Here is a 26,094-nt window from a genome sequence, read left to right on the forward strand (position 1 = left end):
AATTGATGGCAAATATAACGCAAAATTGTCCCAACACCATAGAACTTGCATGGCGTTGGGCTGCTAGTCTATTGACTGAATCAGATTCAGCGCAACTTGATGCGCAACTATTATTGTTGCATGTTTTAAAGCAGCACAATCGCGTATATTTGCTGACCTGGCCTGATAAATCGCTAACTACCGAGCAAATTCAGCATTTTTGTCAATTGGTAGACACACGTTTGCACGGGCATCCGATCGCCCATATTATTGGTGAACGTGAATTTTGGGGGTTGCCGCTTAAAGTTAATCCAAGCACCTTGATTCCGCGACCAGATACAGAAACCTTGGTTGAAGTGGTGATTAACCAAGTCGACCAGCAGTCAACTTGGTCTAAGCAACCTGTCAAGTTAGTTGATTTAGGCACGGGTACAGGCGCGATTGCACTTGCATTAAAGTCGGAGTTTCCGCATTGGCAGGTGAGTGCCGTTGAATATAATCCGCAGGCAGCAGAACTTGCGCGGCAGAATGCTCTCAAGCTCGCATTACCGATAGAGATTTATCAAGGCAGCTGGTTTGAGCCTTTTGCAAATACCGATAGATGTTTTGACATTATTGTATCCAACCCACCTTATATTGAACAAAATGACCCGCATATAGACACTGGTGATGTGCGATTTGAGCCGATATCCGCATTGGTAGCCCAAGACCAAGGGCTGGCAGATATTCGGCACATAGCCATAACAGCGCTGCAATATTTAAACACAGGTGGCTTATTGGCATTTGAACACGGATACACCCAAGCTGCCGCTGTAACTGCATTGTTATCCGAACTTGGCTATAAAAACATACAAACAGTCAAAGACATAGCCCAACAAGATCGCATCACATTCGCCTACAAACAATAAATATTCATCAAACTTGTCAATTTAATATCTGTGAACTAGTTTTTAAGAGTGGTGTAAACGCACGCTTTTGGGGAATTAGTGCATGAACGATGATTTTCTATTTACAGACGACGATACAACAACAGAAGAAGAAACTAGCTATCAAAAAACTTGGAAAGTGTTAATTGTTGATGACGAGCCCGAAGTTCATGCAGTGACCAAACTTGCATTGAGTGATTTCACATTTCAACATCATAGCTTGGAATTTATCAGTGCCTATTCAGGCGCTGAAGCCAAGGAATTAATTGTTGAACATCCAGATACTGCAATTATTCTACTCGACGTAGTTATGGAAACGGATGACGCAGGGCTGCGTGTTGCTGAATTTATCCGCCAAGAAGCCAATAACCAATTTGTTCGAATTATTTTGCGTACAGGTCAACCAGGTCAGGCACCAGAGCGACATGTAATTGTTAACTATGATATAAATGACTATAAATCTAAAACAGAGTTAACCGCACAAAAACTCTTTACTGTCATCATGGCAAGTTTGCGTTCATATCGCGACATTATGTCGATAGAAAAAAACCGTATGGGGTTAGAAACCATTATAAAAGCGTCGGCAAACTTGTTTTCTAATCACTCCATGGACACTTTCATTAATGGGATTTTGCGCCAATTAACCTCTATTATTAACTGTACCAATGAAGCCATGTATGTAACTTCATTGGTGGCAGATGATCACTTAGTCGATGGCGAACTCGTTGTTGTAACAGGTCAGGGCGAATTTGCTGACCTTGAAGGCAAAAAAGTATTTGAAGTTATTCAACCGAATATGAAAGATGCGTTTGAAGATGCAATAAACGACAAAGACATCGTTTATGGTGATGATTTTATAGTTGCTTACTGTGAAAGCCATTCAAACCATAGGGCACTGCTGTATATCGCAAATATATCAGAAGAGTTGTCTGCAACCGATAAGCACCTAATTGAGTTATTTACTAAGAATGTGCAAATCGCATACGACAATGTAATTTTGACTCAAGACATAGAAGACACGCAGCGAGAAATTGTCATGCGCTTGAGTGAATCAGTTGAATGTCGCTCAGAAGAAACAGGTAATCATGTAAAACGAGTTGCAGCATACTGCCGATTATTTGCTGAGCATCTAGGCCTGCCTGAAGAAGAAACAGACAATCTGGTATTAGCATCACCGCTGCATGATGTCGGAAAAATTGGCATACCTGACCGAATCTTAAATAAACAGGGGCCGCTGACACCTGATGAAATGACCATAATGCGCAAACATAGCTCTATGGGTTACCATATTTTAGCTGGGAGTGAGCGACCTATTATTAAAGCGGGCGCCCTAATAGCCCGAGATCACCACGAACGTTGGGATGGCACTGGTTACCCAGAAGGTAAAAAAGGCAAGGAGATACACTTGTATGGCAGAATTGTTTCGATTGCTGATGTGTATGACGCACTACGAAGCAAACGTTGTTACAAAGAAGCTTGGAGCCCAGAGCAAACTATGGCAGAAATTAAATCTCAAAGTGGTAAACATTTTGACCCCGAATTGGTCGATATATTTATAGATAAGTATCAACTGTTTGAAGAGGTCTTGCAGCAATACCCTGATTAATACCCCTTGAAAAACACCATTAAGCCCCCATAAAATGAACGCGGTATTCAAAATTTGTAGGGGCTAAATTGTTAGAACATCAATCCATCGTCGGCTATTGCTTAGAATTACTTGAGCCAATATCACCAACTGCGCAATTTAACTCGGCGCTAGAGCAACATGATACTTTATATCAAACTGCTGAATTAGCTACACTAGACATGGATGATCCAATTGAGCGAATTCATTTTGTGCTCGACTTTTACTATACGCAAAGCATTTTTGGTTTGCCAAATGCACCCGTGCAAGCAAAAGACTACGACTTAGTTTCTGCCCTGAATACGCATACCGCCGCTTCATCTGTACTCGCTATCATACTAGCCGACTTGTTTAGTGCGGCAAGGTTAAATGCTCATCCGATTATTGCTAAACATAAAGTGTTAGTCCGTATTGAACTTGAAGAAAACCAATATGTGTTTATCGAAGCCTCAACTGGCACTAGCTTGGAGTGGAGCGAAGTAAAAGAATATTTAAACATCAAAGATAAAAAACAAGCCCAGATTGAATTGCCAGACGCACAAACTGTTGGCATGTTACTATTGAGTATGTACAAAACCGCACTCATGGACAAAGGTTTATTTGCCAAAGCGCTTGAAGTTGTCGACCTGATAATTAGCCACGAACCAGATAACCCATACGAACGACGTGACCGAGGTTTTGTATTGCAACAGTTGAACTGTGACTCGTTTGCAGTCGACGATTACAAATTTTTTATTGAACAGTGTCCTGCTGATCCACTTGCGCAAATTATTAAATTGCAGTTAGACGACATCAGCAATAATACAAGTTCAATTCATTAATACGATAACAGTTATTTTATGCAACCAGTTTCTTCAAATAATTCAGATCAGCAAGTTGTTATTCGAGTTAGGCCAGCAAAGTCAGCATTTGACTGGTTTAAACAAGGGTTTAACTTGTTTAATCAAAACAAACTTGCATGGATTGGCACAACGCTAGCGGTTTATATCCTGATGCTTGCGCTGGCCATTGTTCCAGTTGTTGGGCAACTAATTGGCAATATTTTAGTGGCTGGTTTGTACCCGTTAGCATTTACCGCTTACCACACCCAGAAATTTGAACATAAAAAAGTATTTGATGGTTTTAAAAACAGTTTAGTGCCTATGATAGTGCTGACATTAGTCAATATGATAGGTGCATTATTCTGTTATGAAGTTGCAGCTAACATGACTGGCTTTAACTCCCTAAGTACACCTAATATTGTGGATGTTTACCATTTGAGTTTAGTGTTGTTAATTTTGTATGCTCCGATACTGTTGGCAATGTTATTTGCACCTGCATTGGTGATATTGCATCAAATATCTCCGTGGCAAGCGATTAAGATGTCGTTTGTTGGTGGTTTTAAAAATAGTATGAGTATGGCTGTATTTGGGTTAGTCATCATATTCGCTATGGTGTTAGCAATTATGTTAGGTGGATTAGGGCTAATATTTGTTTTACCGATAATGCATTGCACTTTGTATTTTGCCTTTCAAGATATATTCCATAGCCGCAAACCATTTAAACTAGAACAATCGCCAGATGATGAAGACAGCATGTACGTATAGGATATCTTAATGAACGCAATCGACCTTTTATTAAACCGAGTTTCCTACAACAAATTGTTATATCCAGCGCCACAGGGAGAGCAGCTGAACAACATATTGCAGGCTGGTTGTAATGTGCCTGATCATGGTGGCCTTATGCCATGGCGCTTTATTCTGTTTAAAGATGAATCACTGACGGATTTAGGCGAAATTTTTGCCGAAGCGGCCGAACAAAACCAAGCGACAGATGAACAAATTGCCAAAGCGAAAAATATGCCATTGCGAGCGCCACTTATTATCGCGGTGATCGCCAAAATTACCCCAGAGCATAAAATTCCTGAAAGTGAGCAACTTATTACAGCTGGTTGTAGCGTTCATGCAATGCAAATGGCGGCTGTTGCGCAAGGCTTTCAAGGCATTTGGCGCACAGGGGCTTATGCTTACCACCCATATGTGCAACAACAACTCAAGTTGGGCGATAACGAGCAAATAGTGGGTTATTTGTATTTAGGCACGCCAGATGGTGAAGTACCGAAAAAACAACGGCCCAACCCAGCACAATTTGTTCAGTATTGGTAATAATGTTGAAGGTTTAAATTAAATAAATTTCTTTAAATTTTAATGATCTAATCTATCCTTAACTTCGTACGAATCAGATAAACCTAATTTTAGGTAAACGATCAAAAGGGTAGATATGGACAAGCAATTTCCAAAAGTTGATATTGGTATAAGCGCCTGCTTATTAGGAGAAAACGTCCGCTTTGATGGTGGACACAAAAACCTTTATTTTGCCAACCAAGTTTTAATTAACTATGCCAACTACCACAGGGTTTGTCCTGAAGTCGGCATTGGCATGTCTATTCCACGCAAACCAATTCGATTGGTTGAGCACAACGAGCAAATATTATTGTTAGATAGCCGCGATGCCAGTATCGATTATACTCAGCAGATGCGCGAATTTTCAGAAAAAAAATGCGCAGCATATAGTGGATTAAACGGCTTTATCGTCACGTCAAAATCTCCCAGTTGTGGTATGGAGCGGATGAAAGTTTACGATATTGAAGGGAAACAAATCCGCAAAGATGGTGTTGGTATTTTTACCCAGCAGTTAATGCAAATGCATCCAAACTTACCAGTCGAAGAAGATGGGCGTTTGAACGATTCCCAACTAAGAGAAAATTTTATTGCGCGCGTTTATGTTCACGCTGACTGGCACAAACACGTCGCCAACAGTGACAAAATGGCCGACTTGGTAAAATTTCATAGTCAGCACAAATACCAAATAATGTCTCATAGCTACCAGGCATATAAAAGCTTAGGAAAACTTGTTGCCAATTTAGATAAGCGACCATTAGAGGAACTGAAAGCGGAATATTTCAATCAATTGATGGTTGCGTTAAAAAACATTGCAGGTCGGAAAAAGCATTGCAATGTAATGCAGCATATTCAAGGTTATTTTAAAAAGCAGCTTACGGCTCACGATAAGCAAGAGCTGACTGACTTAATAATGCAATATCGATCTGGTTTAGTACCCTTGTTGGCGCCACTGACTTTAATTAAACACTTTTTGAAAAAATATCCTAATGAGTATTTAAGTCAGCAAACGTATTTTAGTCCGTATCCACTACAAATGGGGTTAAATGGCTAATGCAACTAGTATGGTATAGAAACGATTTAAGAACCTATGACCACTCAGCGCTTCACCATGCCTGCGAATTGGCTCAGGCATTAAATCAAGGTGTTGCCTGTGTATTTGTATTCACTAAAAAGCAATGGCAACAGCAACATATGGCTGAAATTAAGCGCGCTTTAATTAAAGCGCGTGTGATGCAGTTGCAGCAAGAATTGGCTGGATTGCACATTCCATTGGTTATTCATCATTGCGATACATATCAGCAGTCTGCCCAATGGGTTGCCGAGTTTTGCCAAACGCATGAGGTTAGCCACTGCCATATCACCGAAGAATACGAACTAAACGAACAAAAACGTGATCAAGTGCTAGAACAAGCTTTACAAGCAACTGGCACCAAACTACAGCGCTACCACGATAGTTTAATCTTAAAACCTGCAAGTGTAGTTAAAGAAAATGGTGAACCTTATAAAGTGTTTACGCCATTTAAAAAACAATGGCTTAATCAATTGCAAGCTAATTTACCTTACAGTTATGCAAAACCAACTGCTCAGACAGATAATCTACTTATTTTTGATCGCCTTTATCATAAATACACAGCATCGAATCAGACATTAGAAAAATTAAAATGCTGGCCGCATCAAGAAGAAGATGTCATTAACCAACTCCGTGGCTTTAGCCGAGAGCATGTAATTGACTATGCACAAAAAAGAGACTATCCAATTGCAAATTGTACTAGCCGATTATCGCCATACTTTGCAATTGGTGTCCTGAGCCCACGGCAAGCACTGAACCGAATAATCCTCGAACACCAACAACAAGTGTTTGAAAAAGGCAGTGGCCCAGAAATATGGCTGAGCGAGCTCATATGGCGTGAATTTTACAAACATCTCAGTTGGTTTTATCCGGATATTAGTAAAGGCAAAGCTGTTAAAGCCCAGTACCAAAATATTCAGTGGCACAACGACCAAGACAAGTTTGCAGCATGGTGTGAAGGGCAAACCGGATATCCAATTGTCGATGCCGCCATGCGCCAGTTAAACGAGCTAGGCTGGATGCACAACCGCCTTCGCATGATAGTCGCCAGCTTTTTAATTAAAGACTTGCATATTAATTGGCGTTGGGGTGAAGACTATTTTATGCAAAAGTTAGTTGATGGTGACTATGCAGCCAACAATGGTGGCTGGCAATGGTGTGCATCAACCGGCCATGATGCAGCACCGTACTTTAGAATTTTCAACCCAACTACCCAAGGTGAAAGGTTTGACCCTAAAGGAGCATTTGTAAAAATGTATTGTCCTGAGTTACAAAATGTTCCCGAAAAATGGATCCACAAGCCGCATGAATATGCAAAAAAATACCGCATAACAATTGATTACCCCAAACCAATTGTTGATCACAAACAAGCGCGCGAGTTGACCTTGCAAATGTATTCTCAAGCTACTTAAACAGGCAAGTTAATAAAAAATGCAGGCGTTTTTTGCGTTAACCTAAACCTGTCATTAAAGCGAAAATAAGCCCTCCAAGGGCGAGGGGAAAATTACCCACCTTCAGTTAGCTTGGGTATCTATGCAGTTAAAAAATATTTTCGATATTCGCTTGATAATGTTTAAATTAGACATATTATGTCTTTAAGTTAGTTCAGATTAAGTTTCGCGGAGAAAATATGAAACGAATTGTACTGTTCTTATTAACCAATCTAGCAGTGATGGTAACCCTAGGTATTGTTTTAAGTATTTTAATGTCTGTGCTGGGGATACAAAGCCAAAGCATGGGCGGCTTGTTGCTAATGGCTGGAGTATTTGGTTTTGGTGGCGCGTTTATCTCGTTGCTAATGTCTAAATGGATCGCCAAACGCTCAACTGGTGCTTATGTAATTGAACAACCACGCAATGCAACCGAACAGTGGTTGGTTGAAACTGTACGTCGCCAAGCACAAAAAGCGGGCATAGGCATACCAGAAGTGGCAATTTTTGACTCGCCAGAAATGAACGCATTTGCCACAGGTGCAAACAAAAATAATGCGCTAGTGGCTGTAAGTTCAGGGCTACTACACAACATGAATAAAGAAGAAGCCGAAGCTGTATTAGGTCATGAAGTTAGCCATGTCGCCAATGGTGATATGGTAACCCTAACGTTACTTCAAGGTGTAGTGAATACCTTTGTGATATTCTTAGCACGTGTTGTTGCAGGTATAATCAGTAATGCAACTCGCGGTAATAATAACGAGTCAGGCATGGGCGGCTTAGCTTATTTTGCTACAGTGTTTGTGCTAGAAATATTGTTTGGCATACTCGCTAGTATTGTAGTGGCTTGGTTTTCACGCCAACGTGAGTACCGCGCCGACACTGGTGGTGCCTACCTAGCTAGCCGCCAAAGCATGATAGCTGCGCTTGAAAAATTAAAACATTCACAAGAAAGCCGTTTGGAAGGCTCAATGATGGCCTTTGGCATTAACGGTAAAAATAAGCTAGCAAGTTTATTTGCCAGCCACCCACCATTAGATGAGCGCATTCAAGCGCTAAAGGACGCACGTTAATAATCAGTCCGGTGTTGAAAAACTCCCCGACCAGTTCGGGGAGTTTTGTTTTTAAGTGCTTCAAAGTTGTTGGAATGGCATCTTATTGATAATAGAGAGTTCTTTCATAAATTTGCCTTGTGTAGGATGTTAAACTAATGTCACTATTGGTCGCGGAATTAATAACAAAAAAGGTAGGAAAAAAATGAGAAATCCCGAAAGCACTAATATTCCTTACGCTCGTTTCCCTGGTCAAGTAATAGCTGCGCCACCCTGTAGAATGTTAAACGCCAATATGTACGGTTTTTTTATTAAGGGTAAACAAAGTTCAATACAAAAATATATAGATCAAACCCTAAACCAAGTGAAATTGCCAAAAGGCCATTACCAAGCGCTCACAGATTTTTGCATGTTAACCTTTACCGATATTGAGAATATCAAACCCACTTCAGAGCCATTTGCCAGCCAAGGTTATTTTCAAGAAACGGATATTATCATCTGGCTCCCTGTTGCACATATGATCGAAGGTAAAATGGATCATTTGTATTGGTATCCGGCCTTCATCTGTGTAAATAACATTTATGCGTTAGTAAATGGCCGTGAAACTTGGGGTTTCAACAAATATTTGTGTGATTACACAATGCCAACAGCAGACGCGCCAAATACTGACTTTACTATTACTGTTGATGCGTTTACTAAATTTTCGCCTGATACAAAAATGGCACCAGTCGAACTGTTTTCCGTCAAACAAACCAGTGCTCATAGTAAAAAATCATTTGCCGCAATAGCAGAAATTTTCGAAGCCGGTGAAGAGATGTTTAAAAATGTCTTAAAGATGGATTTAGACATGGTTAAACAGCTTTTTGATAGTTTTTGGAAACCGCAAGTAGATCAGCTGTTGTTTAAACAACTACCAGATGGCCAAGCAAAAAATGCTGTATATCAGGCCGTTTGCCACTCACCGTCAACGGTACAAAAAATTCACAGTATCCATATGCATTTTAGTGGTTACGAATTTAATTTAAACCAGGTAGACATGTTCCCTCTACAAGAAATGTTTGGCATAGACTTAGGTACACAACCAGCAATTTTACCGTTTAACGTATTGTTTGATTTCAATCAAGACGCTGCATTTACCATAGCTGAAAACAAATAAGGTTTAACATGAAGAAGAAAAAAATAGCTATTTTGGGCGGCGGCGTGTCGTCAATGACGACTGCATTTTATTTAACAGAAAAGGATAATTGGCAAGATTTATACGACATTACGGTATACCAGCAAGGCTGGAGATTAGGTGGGAAAGGGGCAAGTGGCCGGAATGCTGAATATGGTGATCGAATCGAAGAACACGGTTTGCATATTTGGTTTGGCTTTTATGTAAATGCATTTAAAACAATTCAAAAAGCTTATGCAGCTTGGGAGCGCCCAGTAGGCAGTCCACTCGCAACTTGGGATGAAGCTTTTAAGCCACACAACTTTATTGTATTGTCAGAAAACATCCAAGAGCAATGGAAAACTTGGCCGATTGTTTTTCCAAGAGTGCCGGGCAACCCAGCTGACGGTGACGAGCAAATTGATTTGTGGGACATAGTTAAAATGTCTCTTGCTTGGATTAAAAAGTTTATTGGCGAATTAGAAAATCACCCGCATACACAGCCTCAGCCAATTTTTGCACAAAATTTACATCACGAAACTTGGTTTAAACAAGCTGAACATTGGATTGAACACGAAGTTGAGCATGTCGCTTCTGTTTTGTCGCAAGATGCTAAATCAGCTTTAGAGATGCTTGAAAACATTGTCCATGGCATGCCAAAGAAAGCCAAAGAGCTTGATCATAGCCATCATGGTTTTTTGCACAATTTACTAAAAATTATTCGTAAGTGGTTACACAAAGAGTTTGATCAATTTTTAGATTCTCATGATGAAATTCGCCGTTTATTTATAGTGGCTGATTTAGGTTTAACCATATTAATTGGTATGCTGGAAGATGGTGTGCTTAAGCATGGCTTTAACGTTATCAATAATTATGATTATATGGAGTGGTTAGCTAAACATGGCGCAAATGAAGACTTTACTGTCGACTCCGCTCCGGTTAGAGGTTTCTATGACCTAGTATTTGCTTACGAAGATGGAAATTTTGACAAACCAAATGTTGAAGCTGGTACCATTATTCGAGCCATGCTCAGAATTGCGCTACTCTACAAAGGTGGTGTGATGTGGAAAATGCAAGCGGGCATGGGCGATACCATTTTTTCACCTATGTACGAGGTATTAGCACGTCGCGGCGTTAAGTTTGAATTTTTTCATCAGGTTGATGAACTTATCCCACAAGATAATGAAATTGCTGAAATTCGTATGACTCAACAGGTTGAACTGATTAAACCTTACGAGCCGTTAGTGCCAGTTAAAGATTTACCATGTTGGCCAAGCCAACCAAGAGATGAATTTTTTGAACCGGAACAGGCTAAATTGATTAAAGACAATAACATCAACCTTGAATCATTTTGGTCAGACTGGCCACAGGTATATCAGCAATACTACAATAAACCGCTGCCAACTAAAGTGCTAAAAAAAGGTGTAGATTTTGATACTGTCGTATACGGTATTTCTGTTGCCTCCTTGGTTCACTTATGTCCGAAATTACTTGAGTTAGACTCGGGTTTAGCAGCTGTTGCTGATAAAGTTAAGGCGGTTGCAACACAGGCTTACCAAGTATGGACAAACAAAACTTTACAAGAGCTTGGTTGGAGTGAAATACCGCAAGGTGAAGATCCAGTTATGAGTGGTTTCACTGAGCCTTATGATACATGGGCGGCGATGAACCAATTGTTGATTAGGGAAAATGCTTGGTCGCCGGGACATGAAGCAAAAAATGTCGGATATTTTTGTAGTGCTTTACCTGTGGCGGAATACCCACCTAAGACCCAAACTGATTTTCCTGCAAAAATGAAAGAAATAGCAAAACAAGGGGCGGTTAATCAACTAGATAAAGAAATTCATTGGTTATGGCCTGAAGTCGCAACTAAAGACGGTTTTGATTGGAATTGTTTATTGAATAAAAAAGATGGTTTAATCGGTCAAGCTAGGTTCGACGAACAGTACTGGCGATCCAATGTCGACCCATCTGAGCGCTATGTACTTTCTGTCAAAAATAGCAGTCAATATCGACTAGCAACTAATGGAACAATTTTTTCAAATCTACTGATCACGGGTGACTGGATTCAAACTGGTTTGAATGCAGGATGTGTAGAAGCTGCTACAATGGCAGGTATGCAAACGTCACAAGTTATTTGTGGACTGCCAGAAAAAATAATGGGTGAAAGCGATTTTAGCTAATCTCATGCTTTAAAAATAAAACATTTAGGGCTATCTTATAGTTAGCCCTACCTTATATTTGGAACGTTCAGTAGTGAAAACCTATACTTGGCTTTGCTATATGTGTTTGTTTGGTTTAAATACAAGCGCAATGGCACAACAAAAACTAACTAAGGACAGTATAGAAACAATTTATATCGAAGCACAAAAAAGAGTTCAGCAAGAGCACGAAGTAAGTTTGTCGGTTGCTCATATCGAAGGGCATGAAATTGAAGAACTGAACATTAAAGATTCAACTAATCTTTCGATGTTAGTTTCCAATCTAACTTCTAGTGTCAATACTGCAGAAGGTACCCCGCCTGCGTTTAGTATACGTGGTGTGGGTAATATCGACTACAACACTTCAACAACCGCGCCAGTTTCAGTTTACGTAAATAGCATAGGTGGTGCTTCTTCCAATTATTCAGCTCCAAGTTTATTCGACGTAGCTGACGTAGAAATTTTAAGAGGCCCCCAAGGAACGTTATTTGGTAGAAATACAACGGGTGGTGCGGTATTAGTGCAAACGCGTAAACCAGATTTTGACAAATCAGCTTACGTGCAAGCTAAGTATGGCAATAATAATTACTCTTCTGTTGAAGGTGTTTTTAATTATGATTTTAGTCGCAAAATTGCAGCCAGACTTGCGGTTAAACAATTAGATTACGACTATTCTACCGAAAATTTGCATGAATCTTCACCACAGCCAGGCCTAATGCAACAAATCGCTCGTATTTCACTTAAATATGAAGATGGAGTGCAAACGCTTAACCTGATGTATAACAAAGAAAAATGGGATGGTTTTCCCAACCCACCAGGCAATATCGGTATTAACTCACTAGAAAACCCTGGCACTATTTGCCCACCATCTCTTGCAGGTTCAACCAATTGCGCTGACTATGCAGGATTCAATTCGGGCTCCAATGATTTCTGGAAAGTTAAAGTTGATAACGATGCGCCTCATACAACAGACGCTCAGCAATTTCAGCTGGGTTATTCTCGTGAGCTGTCTAGTTCAACGAGTTTGAAATATTTTGCAGGGCTTTCTGACAGTGAGAGGCTTCATAGTTTTAATTGTGATGCCAGCACAAATCGTCTGTGCCAAGGTTACCTTGGGCTAGATGGTGAGGCTTGGTCTCAAGAACTTCAATTCCATTTTAACAACGACTTTGTTTATTGGATTAGCGGCTTATATCTGTTTAACGAGAAAATTGAGCAAAATAATAATTTAGATATTTTTAGAGATTTTAGAGCACTAACTACCGCTGGGCCTGCTGATTTTTATTATGACAATGAAATAGAAATAGACTCAAAAGCGATTTTTTCTCAAGTGGATGTCAAATTGTCCAATACGGTTAGTTTGTTAGTGGGAAGTCGCTATACAGACGAAAGCAATCAATACAGTGCTAAGTCAACGATTAACGTACCAACTGAAGTTGGTGATTTTACTGGTGTGGATGTGCCGGGGTGGTCTCTGGCAAATAACATTGACTCTCAATCATGGTCAGGAAAAGTTGCACTAAACTTTCAACTAGACCAATATTCACATAGTTACTTTAGTATATCCAGAGGGTATAAAAGTGGTGGATACAATGGCGGCTTTGCATTCACTGAAGAAGAAGCTAAAAGGGCTGAGTACGATCCTGAACATTTAGTTGCATACGAACTAGGTTATAAAAGCATTTTATCAAATAACTTGCGCTTAAATACGGCGATTTTCTACTACGATTACGAAAACCAACAAGTATTTATGAACCAAAAATCAGAACATGACTTAACCGCGCCTGCTCAGGTATTGGACAATGTTCAAGATTCTAAAGTGTATGGAGCCGAAGCAGATGTAAGTTGGAAAGCCCTGCCATCTTTAACGATAGATTTTGGCATTGGATATTTACCCCAAGCTGAAATAGGAGAGTTTGTAAATGCACTAGGTGAAACGGTTACTGGTAACAGACAGCCTTTTGCGCCAAAATTAAACTTAAATGCATTTGCACGCTATAAAAGCGAAAATAGTCTAGGTCAATTGACGACATCTGTAGGTTGGAAATATACGTCTGCAATCTATTTTGATCAAAACGAAAACCCTTATAGTCAACAAAAGGATTATCAACTGATTAATTTAGACATTTCGCAGCGCGTGGCGGGAAACTGGCAATTGGCTATTTGGGCAACAAATTTATTTGACGAGGAGTATTCTACGTCGATATTTGACCTAAGCAATTTCTTACAAATGTATGAAGACTTTAAAGGGCAAGGGCGACAGTTTGGTTTTTCAGTTAGTTACACGTGGAATTAATAACTTAAGGGGTGATGGTGGATTGTGTTTCTAGGCTAGCGATTTATTGGAAGCTTGTTATTGTAGCGTTGTTTGTATGTGTTTCGTCAGTGACATTAGCAAGTGATTTCAATAAAGGCCATTTATTAACGGATATCAATAACCAAAATTTAATGCCGCTTGGCAAAACATTTAAACCGTCTGACGGGCTACCCAAGGCATTCAGTGAAATCGCTGATTGGGTGCAAAATTCGGTTCAAGTTGATACCCCTAAATTCAATGGCGACAACTATTGGTTTGCCATCCATATACATAACGACTCGTTCAAACAAAACTGGGTTTTGTACCCTTATGGAACAGCGGTTGACAATATTGATATTTATCTTGTTTCAAAATCTAACCTAAACGTTTTTAAGACAGGTTACCAGCGTGAGCATGAGTTTATGTATCACTATGGCAATAGCCTCGCGCTGACGCCTGGTGAAAGTTACTATTTGTTAATTAATTTTAAAAGCGATTATTTTTTCGCGCCCATCAGACTATTGCTAAAAGAAAAGCCATTATTTGAAAACCAGATAAAGTTTGAAAACTCGTTAATATTGTTATGTTTTGGGGTCGGGCTTGCACTAGGATTTTATAATCTTTTTATTTATTTAGGTACGCGCCAAAGTATGTACCTTTATTATTCAGCTTTTGTATTTTCTTGGATCTGGGGATGGGGACATACACTTAACTTACCTGAAGAATGGTTTGGTATTCGAACACCTGAATACTTAATGGTTGGCTTTTTGCTTCTTCCAATATTTAATACATTGTTTTTTCTAAAATTTTTGAAGATAGATGCAAATAAACACAAGTCATTGCGTTACTCTGCACTTGCATTTGGTTACTTGGGGTTAGCAGGGATACCCATTGCTATGATGAGCCCTGGTTGGGGGGTGATTCTGGCAAGTATCACAACTGGCGGTATGTTACTTACTGGTTTTATACTCGGTGTTATTTCTCTTCGACAAGGGTTCAAGCCCGCAAAATATTTCTTACTCGCTTACATGATGTTACTCGCGCCAAATATGGTTGGTAACTTGATGAATTTGGGGATTATTCCAAGCATGAATGTCAATATCTATCTATTAGGTTTGATAGGCTCGACATTAGATGCATTATTTTTGGCTTTTGCTATGGCTGACAAAGTTCGTTTGCTCAACGAAGAAAATATTGCACTAAATAGCAACTTAGAGAGGAAAGTATCTGAGCGCACGGCTGAGCTGCAAAAAACCTCGAGTGAACTTGAACGCGCAAATGAATCGAAGAGCCGTTTCCTTGCGCAAATGAGCCACGAAATTCGCACGCCAATGAACGCTGTTATTGGCTTGAGTCAACTTGCATTAAAAACCAATTTAAACTTTGAACAGCGAGACTATCTACAAAAAATATATCATTCAGGTGATGTATTACTCGGTATTATTAACGATATTTTAGACTACTCAAAAATTGAGGCAGGTAAGCTCAATATCGAAAAAGTTTCATTTAATTTAGAGCGTGTAATCGAACGCGCAACCAATATTTGTTCGCTTAAAGCTCATGCAAAAGGGCTGGAGCTCATTGTTGATATAAAACCTGATGTACCAAAATTTATTGAATCAGACCCACTAAGAATTCAACAAGTGTTGGTCAACTTGATTTCTAACTCGGTCAAATTTACTGAACACGGGCATGTTAATATTCGCATTAGTGCCAAATCGCTTGAAGATGATGAGTTTTTAATTGAGTTTGCAGTTGTTGATACAGGGATGGGGATGACAGAACAGCAGCAAAAATCATTGTTTAAACCATTTTCTCAAGCCGACGATTCTATAACGCGTAAATTTGGTGGGACAGGGCTTGGTTTAGCTATTAGCAAACAGTTGGTTGAATTAATGGGTGGTGACATCTGGGTAAATAGTAAAGAAGGCCTTGGTTCCGCTTTTCATTTTTCGGTAAATTGCAAAAAAACGCATGAAGATATTTCAACTTCAGCCATCACCATTGAAAATCGGCGCTTACGTGTGTTGATAGTCGATGACAACGCAATTGCTCGACGAGTAATACTTGATATGTTCGTTCACCATAGTGCTGATGTAGTGGAAGCTGAGAACGGTATTCAAGCTATCGATAAAGTGCAGGAGGCAATAAAAAACCAACAAAAATTTGATTTAATTGTGATGGATTGGCGCATGCCAGAAATGGATGGTATTCAAGCGTCTAAATTAATTCGTCAAGATTTAGGGGTTAAAGATATGCCGGCTATCTTAATGGTCTCGGCATACGATAAAGACGAAGCAAAAGCTGCCAGTGAAGGGGTTGGAATTAATGGGTTTATTGAAAAACCGGTTAGCCAATCTACTTTGTTTGATACGTTGCAAACCTGTTTAAATATAGACATAAAACAGTCGGTCATACCTGAGTCTCCATGGTCAGAGCAGTCGGTTGATTTATCACATTTAAATATCCTATTGGTTGAAGATAACAAATTAAATCGACAAGTTGCGGTTGGCTTTTTGAAAGAAGCGAACATTCAAATAGATATTGCTGAAAATGGTATTCAAGCAATCGATAAAGTTATGAAAAATGACTACGACCTAGTATTAATGGATATTCAAATGCCAGAAATGGATGGGTTAACAGCAACTCGTGAAATTAGAAGTTTACCCAAATTTGAAAAATTACCGATTATCGCCATGACAGCACATGCTATGGCGGGAGATTCAAAGAAAAGCCTAAGTGCTGGCATGAATGACCATTTAACTAAACCAGTTGATCCAGACGAATTGTATCGGGTGATTTATAAATGGGTTGATAAAACCAACGCCCATGCAACAAAGAATGCTCAATCAGGCGAAGTATCGGCGAGTTCAGAATTATCTGAGTTACAATCACTCAGTTTATTGGATGTATCTAACGCACTTAAACAAATGCAGGGGCGAACAGCCTTATATTTGGACTTAATCAAAACTTTTGTTGAAGAGAACCAGCATACTAGACAAGAACTTGAAGTGGCTGACAATAAAGATGACACTGAACAACTTTATTTAAAAGTTCACTCGTTGAAGTCTAATGCCGCTTATATTGGCGCGCAAGAATTGGCGAATGCGGCTGCTCAGTTAGAACAAGCCATTACTAACCAGCAAGACTATCAAGCCTTGTTGGCAAAAACATGCAATAAGCTAAACAGCTTGATGGAGCAGCTTGACCCATTTGCTCAACAATTTTTTAAGCAGGATATTGATATAGGTTCGTTCACTCAAGTTGAAGTAGAGCAATTGCTTAAGCAGATAACTGAGTTATTGGAAGAGTCAAATGCTGATGTTGAAGATTTTATACCCAAACTAGAGCAGTTGCAGTATCATGTTGAGAACGGCAATATGATAGTTAAACTAATCGAGTATATTGACGATATAGAATACGATGATGCGCTTGCTTTAATAAGGGAGAATAGACAGGTCTTTGAGCTGTCAACTTAGTGGATTATGAATAAGATTAAACAAGATTTTAGTATTTTAATAGTAGACGATGACAAAACTAACCGACGTATTCTTAAAGAGTTAGTTGAAGATGAAGCTAAAGTTTTGTTGGCTAAAAATGGTACGCAGGCGATTGAAAAAGCAGTCGAATTTGTACCAGATTTAATTATTCTCGATATTGTCATGCCAGATATGGACGGCTTTGCTGTTATCGAGTCGCTCAAGAAAAAACGCGAAACCCAGCATATTCCCATTATATTTATCACTGGCAACACCTCTATTGAAGCCGAAGAAAGAGGTTTACGATTGGGCGCGGTCGACTATATCTCTAAGCCTTTTCATGCAGGTATTGTGCAGGCTCGGGTTCACACTCAGTTACAGTTTTCTGCCCATCGTAAAATGCTGGATGAATTAGCTCATTATGACGCATTAACCGGTATTCCTAACCGCCGCTATTTTGATAATGTGGTTGCGAGTGAATGGCGGAATTGTCTACAAACAGAGCAAGCCATCACCATTGCTGTCATTGATGTTGATTTTTTTAAGAACTTTAATGATACATATGGTCATTTAGCGGGTGATAAAACTTTAAGAGCGGTCGCTCAAGCATTAAAAAGTCAAATGGTGCGTGATCGCGATTTTGTTGCGCGTTTAGGTGGTGAGGAATTTGTTGTGGTGTTGGCTGATTCTGATCCGCGCCGCGCGGAAGATGTTTTACACAATTGTATCAATGCGGTACGTGAGCTTGATATTGCGCATGCGGCATCTGAATGTGAGTCTTGTGTAACCATCAGTATTGGCTGTTACACAGATTTCCCCGACAAAAACTCAAATCCGCTGGAGGCATTAGATATGGCAGATAAATGCTTATATTTTGCGAAAGACAGTGGACGAAACCAGATTCATAGTCAACACTCTAATTTGGAACACAGTGCAAACTTACACATAGTGTAGTTTTTGTATTGTGCATTGCGCACCTGTGGTATAGCGCATAAGTGGAATGAGTTAGAGGTTTGTTGCAGTGGAATCGATTCTGATTGTTGATGATGAAAAGCTTAACCTAAAAACTTTAAGTGCGTTGTTAAAACGCGAATATGTCGCCATTTTGGCAAAAAATGGCGAGCAAGGTATAGCCAAAGCAGAAAAGTACCAACCAGAACTTATTTTGCTGGATATCGTGATGCCTGGCATGGATGGTTTTGAAGTGCTAAAACGATTAAAAGCCAATCCTGCAACCGCTGATATTCCAGTGATTATCCTAACGGGTACAACAGACTCTGACAAAGAGGAGTTAGGGTTAAATCTAGGGGCTTGCGATTATGTGCATAAACCGTTTAATTCCGCTATCTTAAAAGCGCGCATTCGAACACACATCTCGTTGCAAAATCAAAAACGCAATTTAAATAATTTAACTGATCAGCTTAAACGTGCTAACGCAGCTAAAAGTCGTTTTGTGGCGAATATGAGCCATGAAATTAGAACGCCACTAACATCAGTTATTGGCTTTGCCGAAGCCCTTAAACATGGTGATATAAACCAAAGTGAAATGCATTCGGTGATTGGCCATATCGACCGAAATGGCCGCCATTTATTGAGTTTAATTAACGATATACTCGACTTCTCAAAGATTGAAGCAGACCAGTTGCAGCTCATGCCTTCGCGAGTGTTGTTGTTTGATCTACTCGAAGATATACAAACATTAGTCTTAGGTTTGCCTAAAAGTGATGCTGTCGAGTTTGAGTTGGTTACGCACTTTCCATTGCCGAAACTGATTTGGGTGGATTTAATGCGTGTTCGCCAAGTGTTGGTTAATTTATTGTCTAATGCATTTAAATTTACCCAAAAAGGGCAGGTCACTTTGGACGTTTCATTCGATGAGCAACAGCAATTACTGTGCTTTAAAGTGATTGATACAGGAGTAGGTATCGAGCAAGTCTGTAAAGAAAAGCTGTTTAAACCCTTTTCTCAAGCTGATTCGAATATACAGCACCAATTTGGTGGTACGGGATTAGGCTTAAGCATTAGTGCTTATTTAGCTGAGAAAATGGCTGGCACTTTGTCTGTTGAGAGTGAACCACAGCAAGGCAGTGTATTTACCTTTGAACTCAATTTAACTGAGTTAGAAGAAAACGAACTACTGTTGGAAAAAGCGCAAGTACCCGCTGATAGCTATTCGACGGATGTTGAACAAAATCTGACTGGTAACATATTGGTCGCTGAAGACGATGCATCTATTCAAAAATTGATTGAAGTCTTGTTAAGTCGTCTTGGTTTAACCGTTACTATGGTTGAAAATGGTGAACAGGCGCTTGAGAAGATTATCGAAAGCCATTTTGATATGGTGTTTTTAGATGTGCAAATGCCTGTTATGTCAGGGCTTGAAACGATTAAAATCGTTCGACAATTGGGTTATGAGCATTTACCTATTGTCGCTCTGTCCGCACATGTTGTGCGTGATGAAATTGACAAATATTATCAATCTGGGTTTGACGACTTTGTCGCAAAACCGGTTGAACGCAAGCACTTATTAGCCGTGTTAATTAAATTTTTGGCAACTGATCATCAGCATAAAGCCCAGCAATTTGATATTCGTTTGCCTGCGAATGCTGAAAAGCAGTTGGTTGATGAGTTTTTGCGTAACTTGCCGTGTATGTCTGTCGAGTTGTCGCAGGCTTGCGACAATAAGGATTTGCAAACTATCAGTAAAGTGACTCATAGATTAAAAGGTTCAGCTTTTACTTTTAACTATAATGAAATTGGCGCGTTGGCAAGCAAAATTGAGCTGTCTACTATACAAGGCCATAACTGGCAAAGTATAGCAGACGATGTTGGCAAGTTAGCTGAGCTAGTCAGTACAGTAAATAAAGCGAGTGGTAATCGAACTAAGCCGCACTTAAACGACTGATTGCTTGAATATCTTGTACAGACAAGTTGCCTGCAGCACTTTTTAAACCTACTATCGCTTTAATGTATTGATAACGAGCACTGGCTAAGTTTCTTTTAGCGTCATAAACTACTTTAGTGCTATTCAGCACGTCAACTATGGTTCTGGTGCCAACATTAAAACCTGCCTTAGTTGCATTTAACGCACTTTCTGCAGAAACAACCGATTGTTTTAAAGCTTTTATTCTTGCTAGTGTTGCTTTTACATCGTTGTAAGCACTGCGTACTTGTTTAATAACACTGCGTTGAGTTTGTTCAAGCGCTTGGCTTGCCGACACGTACTGATGTCTTGCTTGGCGACTTTGCGCGCTGGTTGCGCCCCCCGAGTATATTGGGACACTGACCGACAGTGACCAAGTTACTCCAGTTGCGTCGCCTTGCTGGGTTGGACTGTCAATGTCTTGCCAATTATAGCCAGCTTCAAAATTTGCCTCTGGTAAATGCCCAGCGGATGCAATATCTATATCTTTTTTAGCGATAGCGACAGCGATTTTTTGTCCTAATAAACTTGGGTTATTCGCTGCTGCTATGTTGAGCCAATCATCTACTTTGGCTGGGTTTAGCGCTGGAGGGGTAAAGTTTTCAGTATTGAGCGGTTCAACTGTTTGATAATATTGTCCGGTAATTTCACGCAGAGCTTCTTTTGCTAGTTCAATTGCGTTGCTTGCGGATATTTCTTGTGCAACCGCGGCGTCGAACTGTGCTTGAGCTTCGTGTAAATTAGTGATGGCTGATATGCCCACTTTTAGTTGTTGTTTGGTTTTTTCGAGTTCACGTTCTATCGCTTGCTTTTCAGCTTGCACGAAAGTTAGGGTGTCTTGGGCTTCTAGCAAATCTAAATAAGCGGAAACAACTCGGTTGGTTAAATCAAATTCGGCTAAAGTTAACGTAAACTGACCTTGCTGAATCTGCTGTTCGCTTTTAGATAAATTTAACCAGTTGGAATGTTTGTACAATGATTGGCGCAAATTAACGCCAGCACTCTGTGTGGTTCTGTCGTTAATATTGTCTTGATTGTGCGCTAAACTTGCATTGAGTTGTGGCAACAAACTAGCGCGAGCCAGAGGATTAGCTTGTTTGAGCGCCATAAAGTTTGCTTGCGCCTGGCGAATGCTTGGGTCTTGCTCAAGGGCGGTTTGATAAATATCTATAATCGAGTTGGCGCAAGCTAATGGCGTCAATAGAACTGAAAATAGGCTGGTAATGAGTGTGTTGCGTAGTCGCATGTTTTTTCCCTGTTTAAACCTGTGTATTAGCTATATTATTTTGGCTATGTCAAAATGCTTGTTATCTAAAAGCTCGTGTTAAGACCAAGCTATTATGCCTTGGTTCATTCTGTTTTTTAAAGATTAATTTAGGTATCGCCGTTTTATGAAGAAATTATTGGATGATTTTCCCTACAGTTTAAACAAACAAGACGTTGAGGTCGTGGCAAAAAAAAGCCTGTTTTCGCGATTTTTTAATGTTTCATTAGTTTCGTTTAAGCATAAGCTATTTGCTGGCGGTTGGTCTGATACTGTTGAGCGCGAAATTTTTGAGCGTGGTGATGCTGTGGTTGTTTTACCTTATGATCCGATACTTGATCAAATCGTTATGGTGGAACAGATAAGAGTCGGCTGTATGGAAAATGCACCACACCCATGGGCTTTTGAACTGGTTGGTGGCATGGTTGAACCTGGGCAAAGTATTGAAAGTGTTGCACTGCGTGAAACTGAAGAAGAAACTGGTCTGCACGCAACCGATTTAATCCCGATGCAAAGTTATTTATCTAGTTGCGGCGGGACCAGTGAGCGTATTTTTTTATATGTTGCTAAAGTAGACTCGACTCAATGTGGTGATATTTGTGGGTTAGATTACGAACACGAAGACATTAAAGTACATCAGTTTAGCACGGAACAAGTGTTTCATTGGTTAGACAAGGGTATAATAGATGCCGCAGCTGTCGTAATTGCACTACAATGGTTTAAACTACATAAACAAAATGTTTTAGATAAGTGGGCATCAAAAGGTTAAATGAGTTTGCGCAGAAAGAAGTACGTACCAGATATCGCTGAGCTAAATCGCGTTTGCGAGCATAATTTTATGCTGTTGGCACGTATTGTTCAATCGTGGGAGCTTGCTGCTATCAGCCAGTTTGAAACCGGCCCGTTTGCTGTGTTTCAAATAAAAGTGACAGAAGCGAGTAAGTTTACGACCCATGTTGAAATGCGTCAGTTGTCTGCAAGTATGCCTGATCTCATGCAACCGAAAGTATTAATTAGAGTTTATCATGATGCGAAAATGGCTGAAGTTGTGTCTAGTCAAAATGCTTCACGCATTCAACCAAGCTATCTGTATCCTAACCCTCAAATGCGTCAGCCAGACGAGAAAATGCAAATTAATCAGTTTTTGAACGAGTGGCTAAAATATTGTTTGCACAGTGGTTTAGCCATGCATAAACAGGTATTTGGATAAATGCCCAGTAAATTATTACAAATTACAGATTGCCATTTAAAAGCCGATAAAAACACTTTGTTCCACAATGTTAACCCATACCAACGTTTGGCAAATTGTTTGGCCTATGCACACAAGCAAACACAATCTAACTCTGAATTAGCTGCAATTTTATTAACAGGTGACTTAGTTCAAGATGAAGTTGAAAGCAGTTATCAGCAGCTGGTTGAACTGGTGAATCAATATCCGTGGTCTGTGCCAATTTGTTTAGTCCCAGGTAACCACGACGAACCAAATTTATTTGCCCAAGCAAAAAATGCCATTGGTGCTTATTCAATGCCATTGCTCGAATTAGGACAGTGGCAAATAGCGCTGTTTGATAGTTTTGATGAAAACGGCCATGGTGGTGGACGCATAGACGAAGCGCAAGTCGACTACATCTATCAATTGCTTAATCAATCTTCTGCCCAGTTTTTATTGGCTGTGCTGCACCATCATTTGTTGCCTTATGGCGGTTTTATTGATAATTATCCATTACGCGACTCAGAATACTTCTATAGTTGGGCGGTCGAACAAGCAAAAAGCGCTCGCAATAAATTAACAGCGGTTGTGCATGGTCATGTTCATGCGCACAAATGTCGTTATTTAGATTTAATCCCTGTATATGGCAGTATCGCAAGTTCAGTGCAGTTTGAGCATTCAACTGGCGAGATTAACAGTTGCCAGTATGGTTTAACCCAAGTTACCTTATACGAAGATGGGCAGGTAACCACTCAAGCCATTTATTTGTAAGTTGTACATCGAATGAAAAAAATTGTTTATCTACATGGCTTTTTAAGCTCACCCAAATCGGTGAAAGCGCAACAAACGGTCGCGTATTGCCAACAATATTACCCAGATAGCATTGAAATAGTGGCACCACAACTGGCCAACACGCCTGAGCAAGTGGCGATACAATTAGCCAAGATTTTGCGCGAGCAAGACATCATAGGTTTTATTGGCAGTTCTTTGGGTGGGTACTTAGCCAGCTATTGCGCGGCTAAAACGGCTTTGCCTGCGGTATTAATTAATCCTGCTGCCTATCCATACCAGTTATTGTCTGATTATTTAGGTGAGCATCAGCATCCTTATACGAATGAAAAGTTTGTTATCGATGAGCAATTTAATGCTGCACTTCGTCAATTTGATGTCACTACTCAAGAGTTGCAAGCTTTAAAAATTTCAGTATGGTTACAAACCGAAGATGAAACGTTAAATTATAAAGAAGCCGAAGAAAAATATAAGCACAATGAACTGAACATTCAGGCGGGTGGTTCGCATGCATTCGATAACTATTTAGAATGCTTGCCAACCATGTTGCAGTACCTATTTAACCATCAGTTCGTTAAATAATAATCACCAGAAGATAATCATATGTCTCAACAATATAACGCAGAAGCAATTGAAGTATTAAGTGGTTTAGAGCCTGTACGCCGTCGTCCAGGCATGTATACAGATACCCAAAGGCCAAACCATTTAGGGCAAGAAGTTATTGATAACTCGGTTGATGAAGCTATGGCGGGGCATGCCAGCCAAATCAAGGTTATTTTGCATGAAGACCAGTCGTTAGAGGTTTTGGATAACGGCCGAGGTATGCCAGTTGATATTCACCCAGAAGAAGGTGTACCAGGCGTTGAACTTATTTTAACTAAACTACATGCTGGTGGTAAGTTCTCGGGTAAAAACTATCAATTTTCTGGTGGTTTGCATGGGGTTGGCGTTTCGGTTGTAAACGCATTATCAACTCGGGTTGAAGTGACCGTACGTCGCGATGGCACAGTTTATCAAATCGCTTTTGAAAATGGTGACAAAGTTTCTGACCTGACTGAAATCGGCACATGTGGTAAACGTAATACAGGTACCAGCGTACATTTTTGGCCAGACGCGAGCTTTTTTGACTCAGCTAAATTCAGCGTTAGCAAGTTAATTCATGTACTAAAAGCTAAAGCGGTTTTATGTCCTGGGCTTGAAATTGAATTTAACGACAAAGTGAACAAAGAAACACATAAATGGTGTTTCCAAGATGGTTTACGCGATTATTTAACCAGCTCAGTAGAAGGTTTTGAAACCCAACCAAAAGTACCATTTACTGGTGAGTTTGCGAGTAAAACCGAAGGTGCTGAGTGGGCGGTTACTTGGTTAATTGAAGGTGGTGAAGGGGTTTACGAAAGTTACGTAAACTTGATACCAACAGCACAAGGCGGTACACACGTTAATGGTTTGCGCCAAGGTTTGTTAGATGCAGTTCGTGAATTTTGTGAGTTTAGAAACTTAATTCCACGTGGTGTAAAGCTTACGCCAGAAGATGTGTGGGACAGATGTAGTTATATTCTGTCGGTCAAAATGCAAGATCCGCAATTTGCCGGTCAAACTAAAGAAAAATTATCATCTCGCCAATGTTCGGCTTTTGTATCTGGTGTCGTTAAAGATGCCTTTAGCTTGTGGCTAAACGAACACACTGATGTTGCTGAGTTGCTAGTAGAGTCGTTTATTTCTAATGCGCAAAAACGTATGCGTGCCGCGAAAAAAGTGGTGCGTAAAAAAGTCACTTCTGGCCCAGCATTACCGGGTAAATTAACCGATTGTACCTCGCAAGATTCAGGTCGCTCTGAGCTATTTTTAGTGGAAGGTGACTCTGCGGGTGGCTCAGCCAAACAAGCGCGCGATCGTGAATTTCAAGCAATCATGCCATTGCGCGGTAAAATATTGAACACTTGGGAAGTGGATTCAGGGCAAATATTATCTTCACAAGAAATTCATGATATTTCTGTCGCTATCGGTATGGATCCAGACAGCACGGACTTGTCTAGTTTGCGCTACGATAAAATTTGTATTCTAGCTGATGCTGACTCGGATGGTTTGCATATCGCGACCCTTTTATGTGCGTTATTTGTAAAACACTTTAAACCTATGGTTGAAGCAGGGCATGTGTATGTTGCTATGCCACCGTTATACCGTATTGATGTCGGTAAAGAAGTTTATTACGCACTGGATGAAGATGAGAAAAACGGTATTTTAGACCGCATTGAAGCCGAGAAAAAACGTGGTAAAGTAAACGTGCAGCGCTTTAAAGGTTTAGGTGAAATGAACCCATTACAATTGCGTGAAACGACTATGGATCCAAACACTCGTCGTTTAGTGCAATTAACCATAGATGAAAGCCCAGCCACTTTTGAGTTAATGGATATGCTACTGGCGAAAAAACGCAGTAGCGATAGAAAGTCTTGGTTGGAGCAAAAAGGTGACCAAGCTGAGTTGTTAGCAGCTCAGCTATAGTTAAAGCTGTATGAATAAAAGCTGATTACATT

Annotated in this window: 20 protein-coding genes; 19 read left to right on the forward strand and 1 reads right to left on the reverse strand. The window is 40.0% G+C overall.

All coding sequences use genetic code 11. The features are described 5' to 3' along the window. The first annotated feature begins 5 nt into the window (after positions 1-5). The 14 genes from prmC to DS2_RS00955 all read left to right on the forward strand — a co-directional run bounded on the left by prmC (position 6) and on the right by DS2_RS00955 (position 20,276). Entirely contained in the window at positions 6-887 is an 882-nt protein-coding gene (gene prmC, locus DS2_RS00890; RefSeq protein ID WP_035012688.1) for a peptide chain release factor N(5)-glutamine methyltransferase, read from the forward strand. Between the two features lie 82 nt (positions 888-969). Next, positions 970-2,511: a DUF3369 domain-containing protein gene (locus DS2_RS00895; protein WP_035012689.1), complete on the forward strand. Its 1,542-nt coding sequence runs from the start codon at positions 970-972 to the stop codon at positions 2,509-2,511. Positions 2,512-2,579: 68 nt separating this feature from the next. Beyond that, positions 2,580-3,350: a tetratricopeptide repeat protein gene (locus tag DS2_RS19545; RefSeq protein ID WP_051479494.1), complete on the forward strand. Its 771-nt coding sequence runs from the start codon at positions 2,580-2,582 to the stop codon at positions 3,348-3,350. An 18-nt stretch (positions 3,351-3,368) separates the two neighbouring features. Further along, a complete protein-coding gene (locus DS2_RS00905) occupies positions 3,369-4,115 on the forward strand; it encodes a BPSS1780 family membrane protein (protein WP_035012690.1) in 747 nt (248 codons plus the stop codon). 9 nt (positions 4,116-4,124) lie between these two features. Further along, positions 4,125-4,673, forward strand: coding sequence for an NAD(P)H nitroreductase (locus DS2_RS00910; RefSeq protein ID WP_035012692.1), 549 nt, complete (start codon positions 4,125-4,127; stop codon positions 4,671-4,673). Between the two features lie 115 nt (positions 4,674-4,788). Beyond that, positions 4,789-5,742 (forward strand): YbgA family protein, encoded by a 954-nt coding sequence (locus tag DS2_RS00915; protein ID WP_035012693.1) that lies wholly within the window; start codon positions 4,789-4,791, stop codon positions 5,740-5,742. Beyond that, on the forward strand, positions 5,742-7,172 hold the full coding sequence (phrB, locus tag DS2_RS00920; RefSeq protein WP_035012694.1) for a deoxyribodipyrimidine photo-lyase: 1,431 nt from the start codon (positions 5,742-5,744) through the stop codon (positions 7,170-7,172). Before DS2_RS00915 ends, phrB begins: the two co-directional genes overlap by 1 nt. Positions 7,173-7,390: 218 nt before the next feature. After that, on the forward strand, positions 7,391-8,263 hold the full coding sequence (htpX, locus tag DS2_RS00925; RefSeq protein WP_035012695.1) for a protease HtpX: 873 nt from the start codon (positions 7,391-7,393) through the stop codon (positions 8,261-8,263). A gap of 184 nt (positions 8,264-8,447) precedes the next feature. Beyond that, positions 8,448-9,398, forward strand: a complete 951-nt coding sequence (locus DS2_RS00930) for an acetoacetate decarboxylase (protein ID WP_035012696.1) — start codon at positions 8,448-8,450, stop codon at positions 9,396-9,398. Between the two features lie 8 nt (positions 9,399-9,406). Beyond that, a complete protein-coding gene (locus DS2_RS00935) occupies positions 9,407-11,578 on the forward strand; it encodes an NAD(P)-binding protein (RefSeq protein WP_035012697.1) in 2,172 nt (723 codons plus the stop codon). A gap of 100 nt (positions 11,579-11,678) precedes the next feature. Then, complete coding sequence (locus DS2_RS00940; protein ID WP_051479495.1) at positions 11,679-13,892, forward strand: TonB-dependent receptor; 2,214 nt, start codon at positions 11,679-11,681, stop codon at positions 13,890-13,892. An 89-nt stretch (positions 13,893-13,981) separates the two neighbouring features. Further along, positions 13,982-17,371: a response regulator gene (locus DS2_RS00945; protein ID WP_160168526.1), complete on the forward strand. Its 3,390-nt coding sequence runs from the start codon at positions 13,982-13,984 to the stop codon at positions 17,369-17,371. Positions 17,372-17,377: 6 nt separating this feature from the next. Then, positions 17,378-18,325 (forward strand): diguanylate cyclase domain-containing protein, encoded by a 948-nt coding sequence (locus tag DS2_RS00950; RefSeq protein ID WP_051479497.1) that lies wholly within the window; start codon positions 17,378-17,380, stop codon positions 18,323-18,325. Positions 18,326-18,392: 67 nt separating this feature from the next. Next, entirely contained in the window at positions 18,393-20,276 is a 1,884-nt protein-coding gene (locus DS2_RS00955; protein ID WP_051479498.1) for a response regulator, read from the forward strand. On the opposite strand, the gene DS2_RS00960 is transcribed toward DS2_RS00955, so the two are convergent. After that, positions 20,254-21,540, reverse strand: coding sequence for a TolC family outer membrane protein (locus DS2_RS00960; RefSeq protein ID WP_035012700.1), 1,287 nt, complete (start codon positions 21,538-21,540; stop codon positions 20,254-20,256). The two genes, DS2_RS00955 and DS2_RS00960, sit on opposite strands and share 23 nt — an antisense overlap. Before the next feature lie 145 nt (positions 21,541-21,685). On the opposite strand from DS2_RS00960, the gene nudF reads away from it, so the two are divergent. The 5 genes from nudF to parE are packed head-to-tail and all read left to right on the forward strand — an operon-like array spanning position 21,686 to position 26,062. Further along, on the forward strand, positions 21,686-22,327 hold the full coding sequence (gene nudF, locus DS2_RS00965) for an ADP-ribose diphosphatase (RefSeq protein WP_035012701.1): 642 nt from the start codon (positions 21,686-21,688) through the stop codon (positions 22,325-22,327). Then, the gene (locus tag DS2_RS00970; RefSeq protein WP_035012702.1) at positions 22,328-22,768 is read left to right on the forward strand and encodes a DUF1249 domain-containing protein; all 441 of its coding nucleotides are present in this window, start codon (positions 22,328-22,330) and stop codon (positions 22,766-22,768) included. Then, positions 22,769-23,539: a metallophosphoesterase family protein gene (locus DS2_RS00975; protein ID WP_035012703.1), complete on the forward strand. Its 771-nt coding sequence runs from the start codon at positions 22,769-22,771 to the stop codon at positions 23,537-23,539. A gap of 12 nt (positions 23,540-23,551) precedes the next feature. Then, the gene (locus tag DS2_RS00980; protein WP_035012704.1) at positions 23,552-24,139 is read left to right on the forward strand and encodes a YqiA/YcfP family alpha/beta fold hydrolase; all 588 of its coding nucleotides are present in this window, start codon (positions 23,552-23,554) and stop codon (positions 24,137-24,139) included. Positions 24,140-24,160: 21 nt separating this feature from the next. Beyond that, on the forward strand, positions 24,161-26,062 hold the full coding sequence (gene parE / locus DS2_RS00985) for a DNA topoisomerase IV subunit B (protein ID WP_035012706.1): 1,902 nt from the start codon (positions 24,161-24,163) through the stop codon (positions 26,060-26,062). The last annotated feature ends 32 nt before the right edge of the window (positions 26,063-26,094 follow it).

The organism is Catenovulum agarivorans DS-2, assembly GCF_000568405.1.
GTDB lineage: Bacteria > Pseudomonadota > Gammaproteobacteria > Enterobacterales > Alteromonadaceae > Catenovulum > Catenovulum agarivorans_A.

What these genes read in the sequence shown, in the direction of transcription:
- DS2_RS00950 (WP_051479497.1), top strand. Translation starts at nt 17,378, where the DNA reads ATGAATAAGATTAAACAAGATTTTAGTATTTTAATAGTAGACGATGAC.
- DS2_RS00970 (WP_035012702.1), top strand. Translation starts at nt 22,328, where the DNA reads ATGAGTTTGCGCAGAAAGAAGTACGTACCAGATATCGCTGAGCTAAAT.
- parE (WP_035012706.1), top strand. Translation starts at nt 24,161, where the DNA reads ATGTCTCAACAATATAACGCAGAAGCAATTGAAGTATTAAGTGGTTTA.
- DS2_RS00975 (WP_035012703.1), top strand. Translation starts at nt 22,769, where the DNA reads ATGCCCAGTAAATTATTACAAATTACAGATTGCCATTTAAAAGCCGAT.
- DS2_RS00935 (WP_035012697.1), top strand. Translation starts at nt 9,407, where the DNA reads ATGAAGAAGAAAAAAATAGCTATTTTGGGCGGCGGCGTGTCGTCAATG.
- DS2_RS00930 (WP_035012696.1), top strand. Translation starts at nt 8,448, where the DNA reads ATGAGAAATCCCGAAAGCACTAATATTCCTTACGCTCGTTTCCCTGGT.
- DS2_RS00895 (WP_035012689.1), top strand. Translation starts at nt 970, where the DNA reads ATGAACGATGATTTTCTATTTACAGACGACGATACAACAACAGAAGAA.
- DS2_RS00960 (WP_035012700.1), bottom strand. Translation starts at nt 21,540, where the DNA reads ATGCGACTACGCAACACACTCATTACCAGCCTATTTTCAGTTCTATTG.
- htpX (WP_035012695.1), top strand. Translation starts at nt 7,391, where the DNA reads ATGAAACGAATTGTACTGTTCTTATTAACCAATCTAGCAGTGATGGTA.
- DS2_RS00910 (WP_035012692.1), top strand. Translation starts at nt 4,125, where the DNA reads ATGAACGCAATCGACCTTTTATTAAACCGAGTTTCCTACAACAAATTG.
- DS2_RS00980 (WP_035012704.1), top strand. Translation starts at nt 23,552, where the DNA reads ATGAAAAAAATTGTTTATCTACATGGCTTTTTAAGCTCACCCAAATCG.
- prmC (WP_035012688.1), top strand. Translation starts at nt 6, where the DNA reads ATGGCAAATATAACGCAAAATTGTCCCAACACCATAGAACTTGCATGG.
- nudF (WP_035012701.1), top strand. Translation starts at nt 21,686, where the DNA reads ATGAAGAAATTATTGGATGATTTTCCCTACAGTTTAAACAAACAAGAC.
- DS2_RS00905 (WP_035012690.1), top strand. Translation starts at nt 3,369, where the DNA reads ATGCAACCAGTTTCTTCAAATAATTCAGATCAGCAAGTTGTTATTCGA.
- phrB (WP_035012694.1), top strand. Translation starts at nt 5,742, where the DNA reads ATGCAACTAGTATGGTATAGAAACGATTTAAGAACCTATGACCACTCA.
- DS2_RS00915 (WP_035012693.1), top strand. Translation starts at nt 4,789, where the DNA reads ATGGACAAGCAATTTCCAAAAGTTGATATTGGTATAAGCGCCTGCTTA.
- DS2_RS00940 (WP_051479495.1), top strand. Translation starts at nt 11,679, where the DNA reads ATGTGTTTGTTTGGTTTAAATACAAGCGCAATGGCACAACAAAAACTA.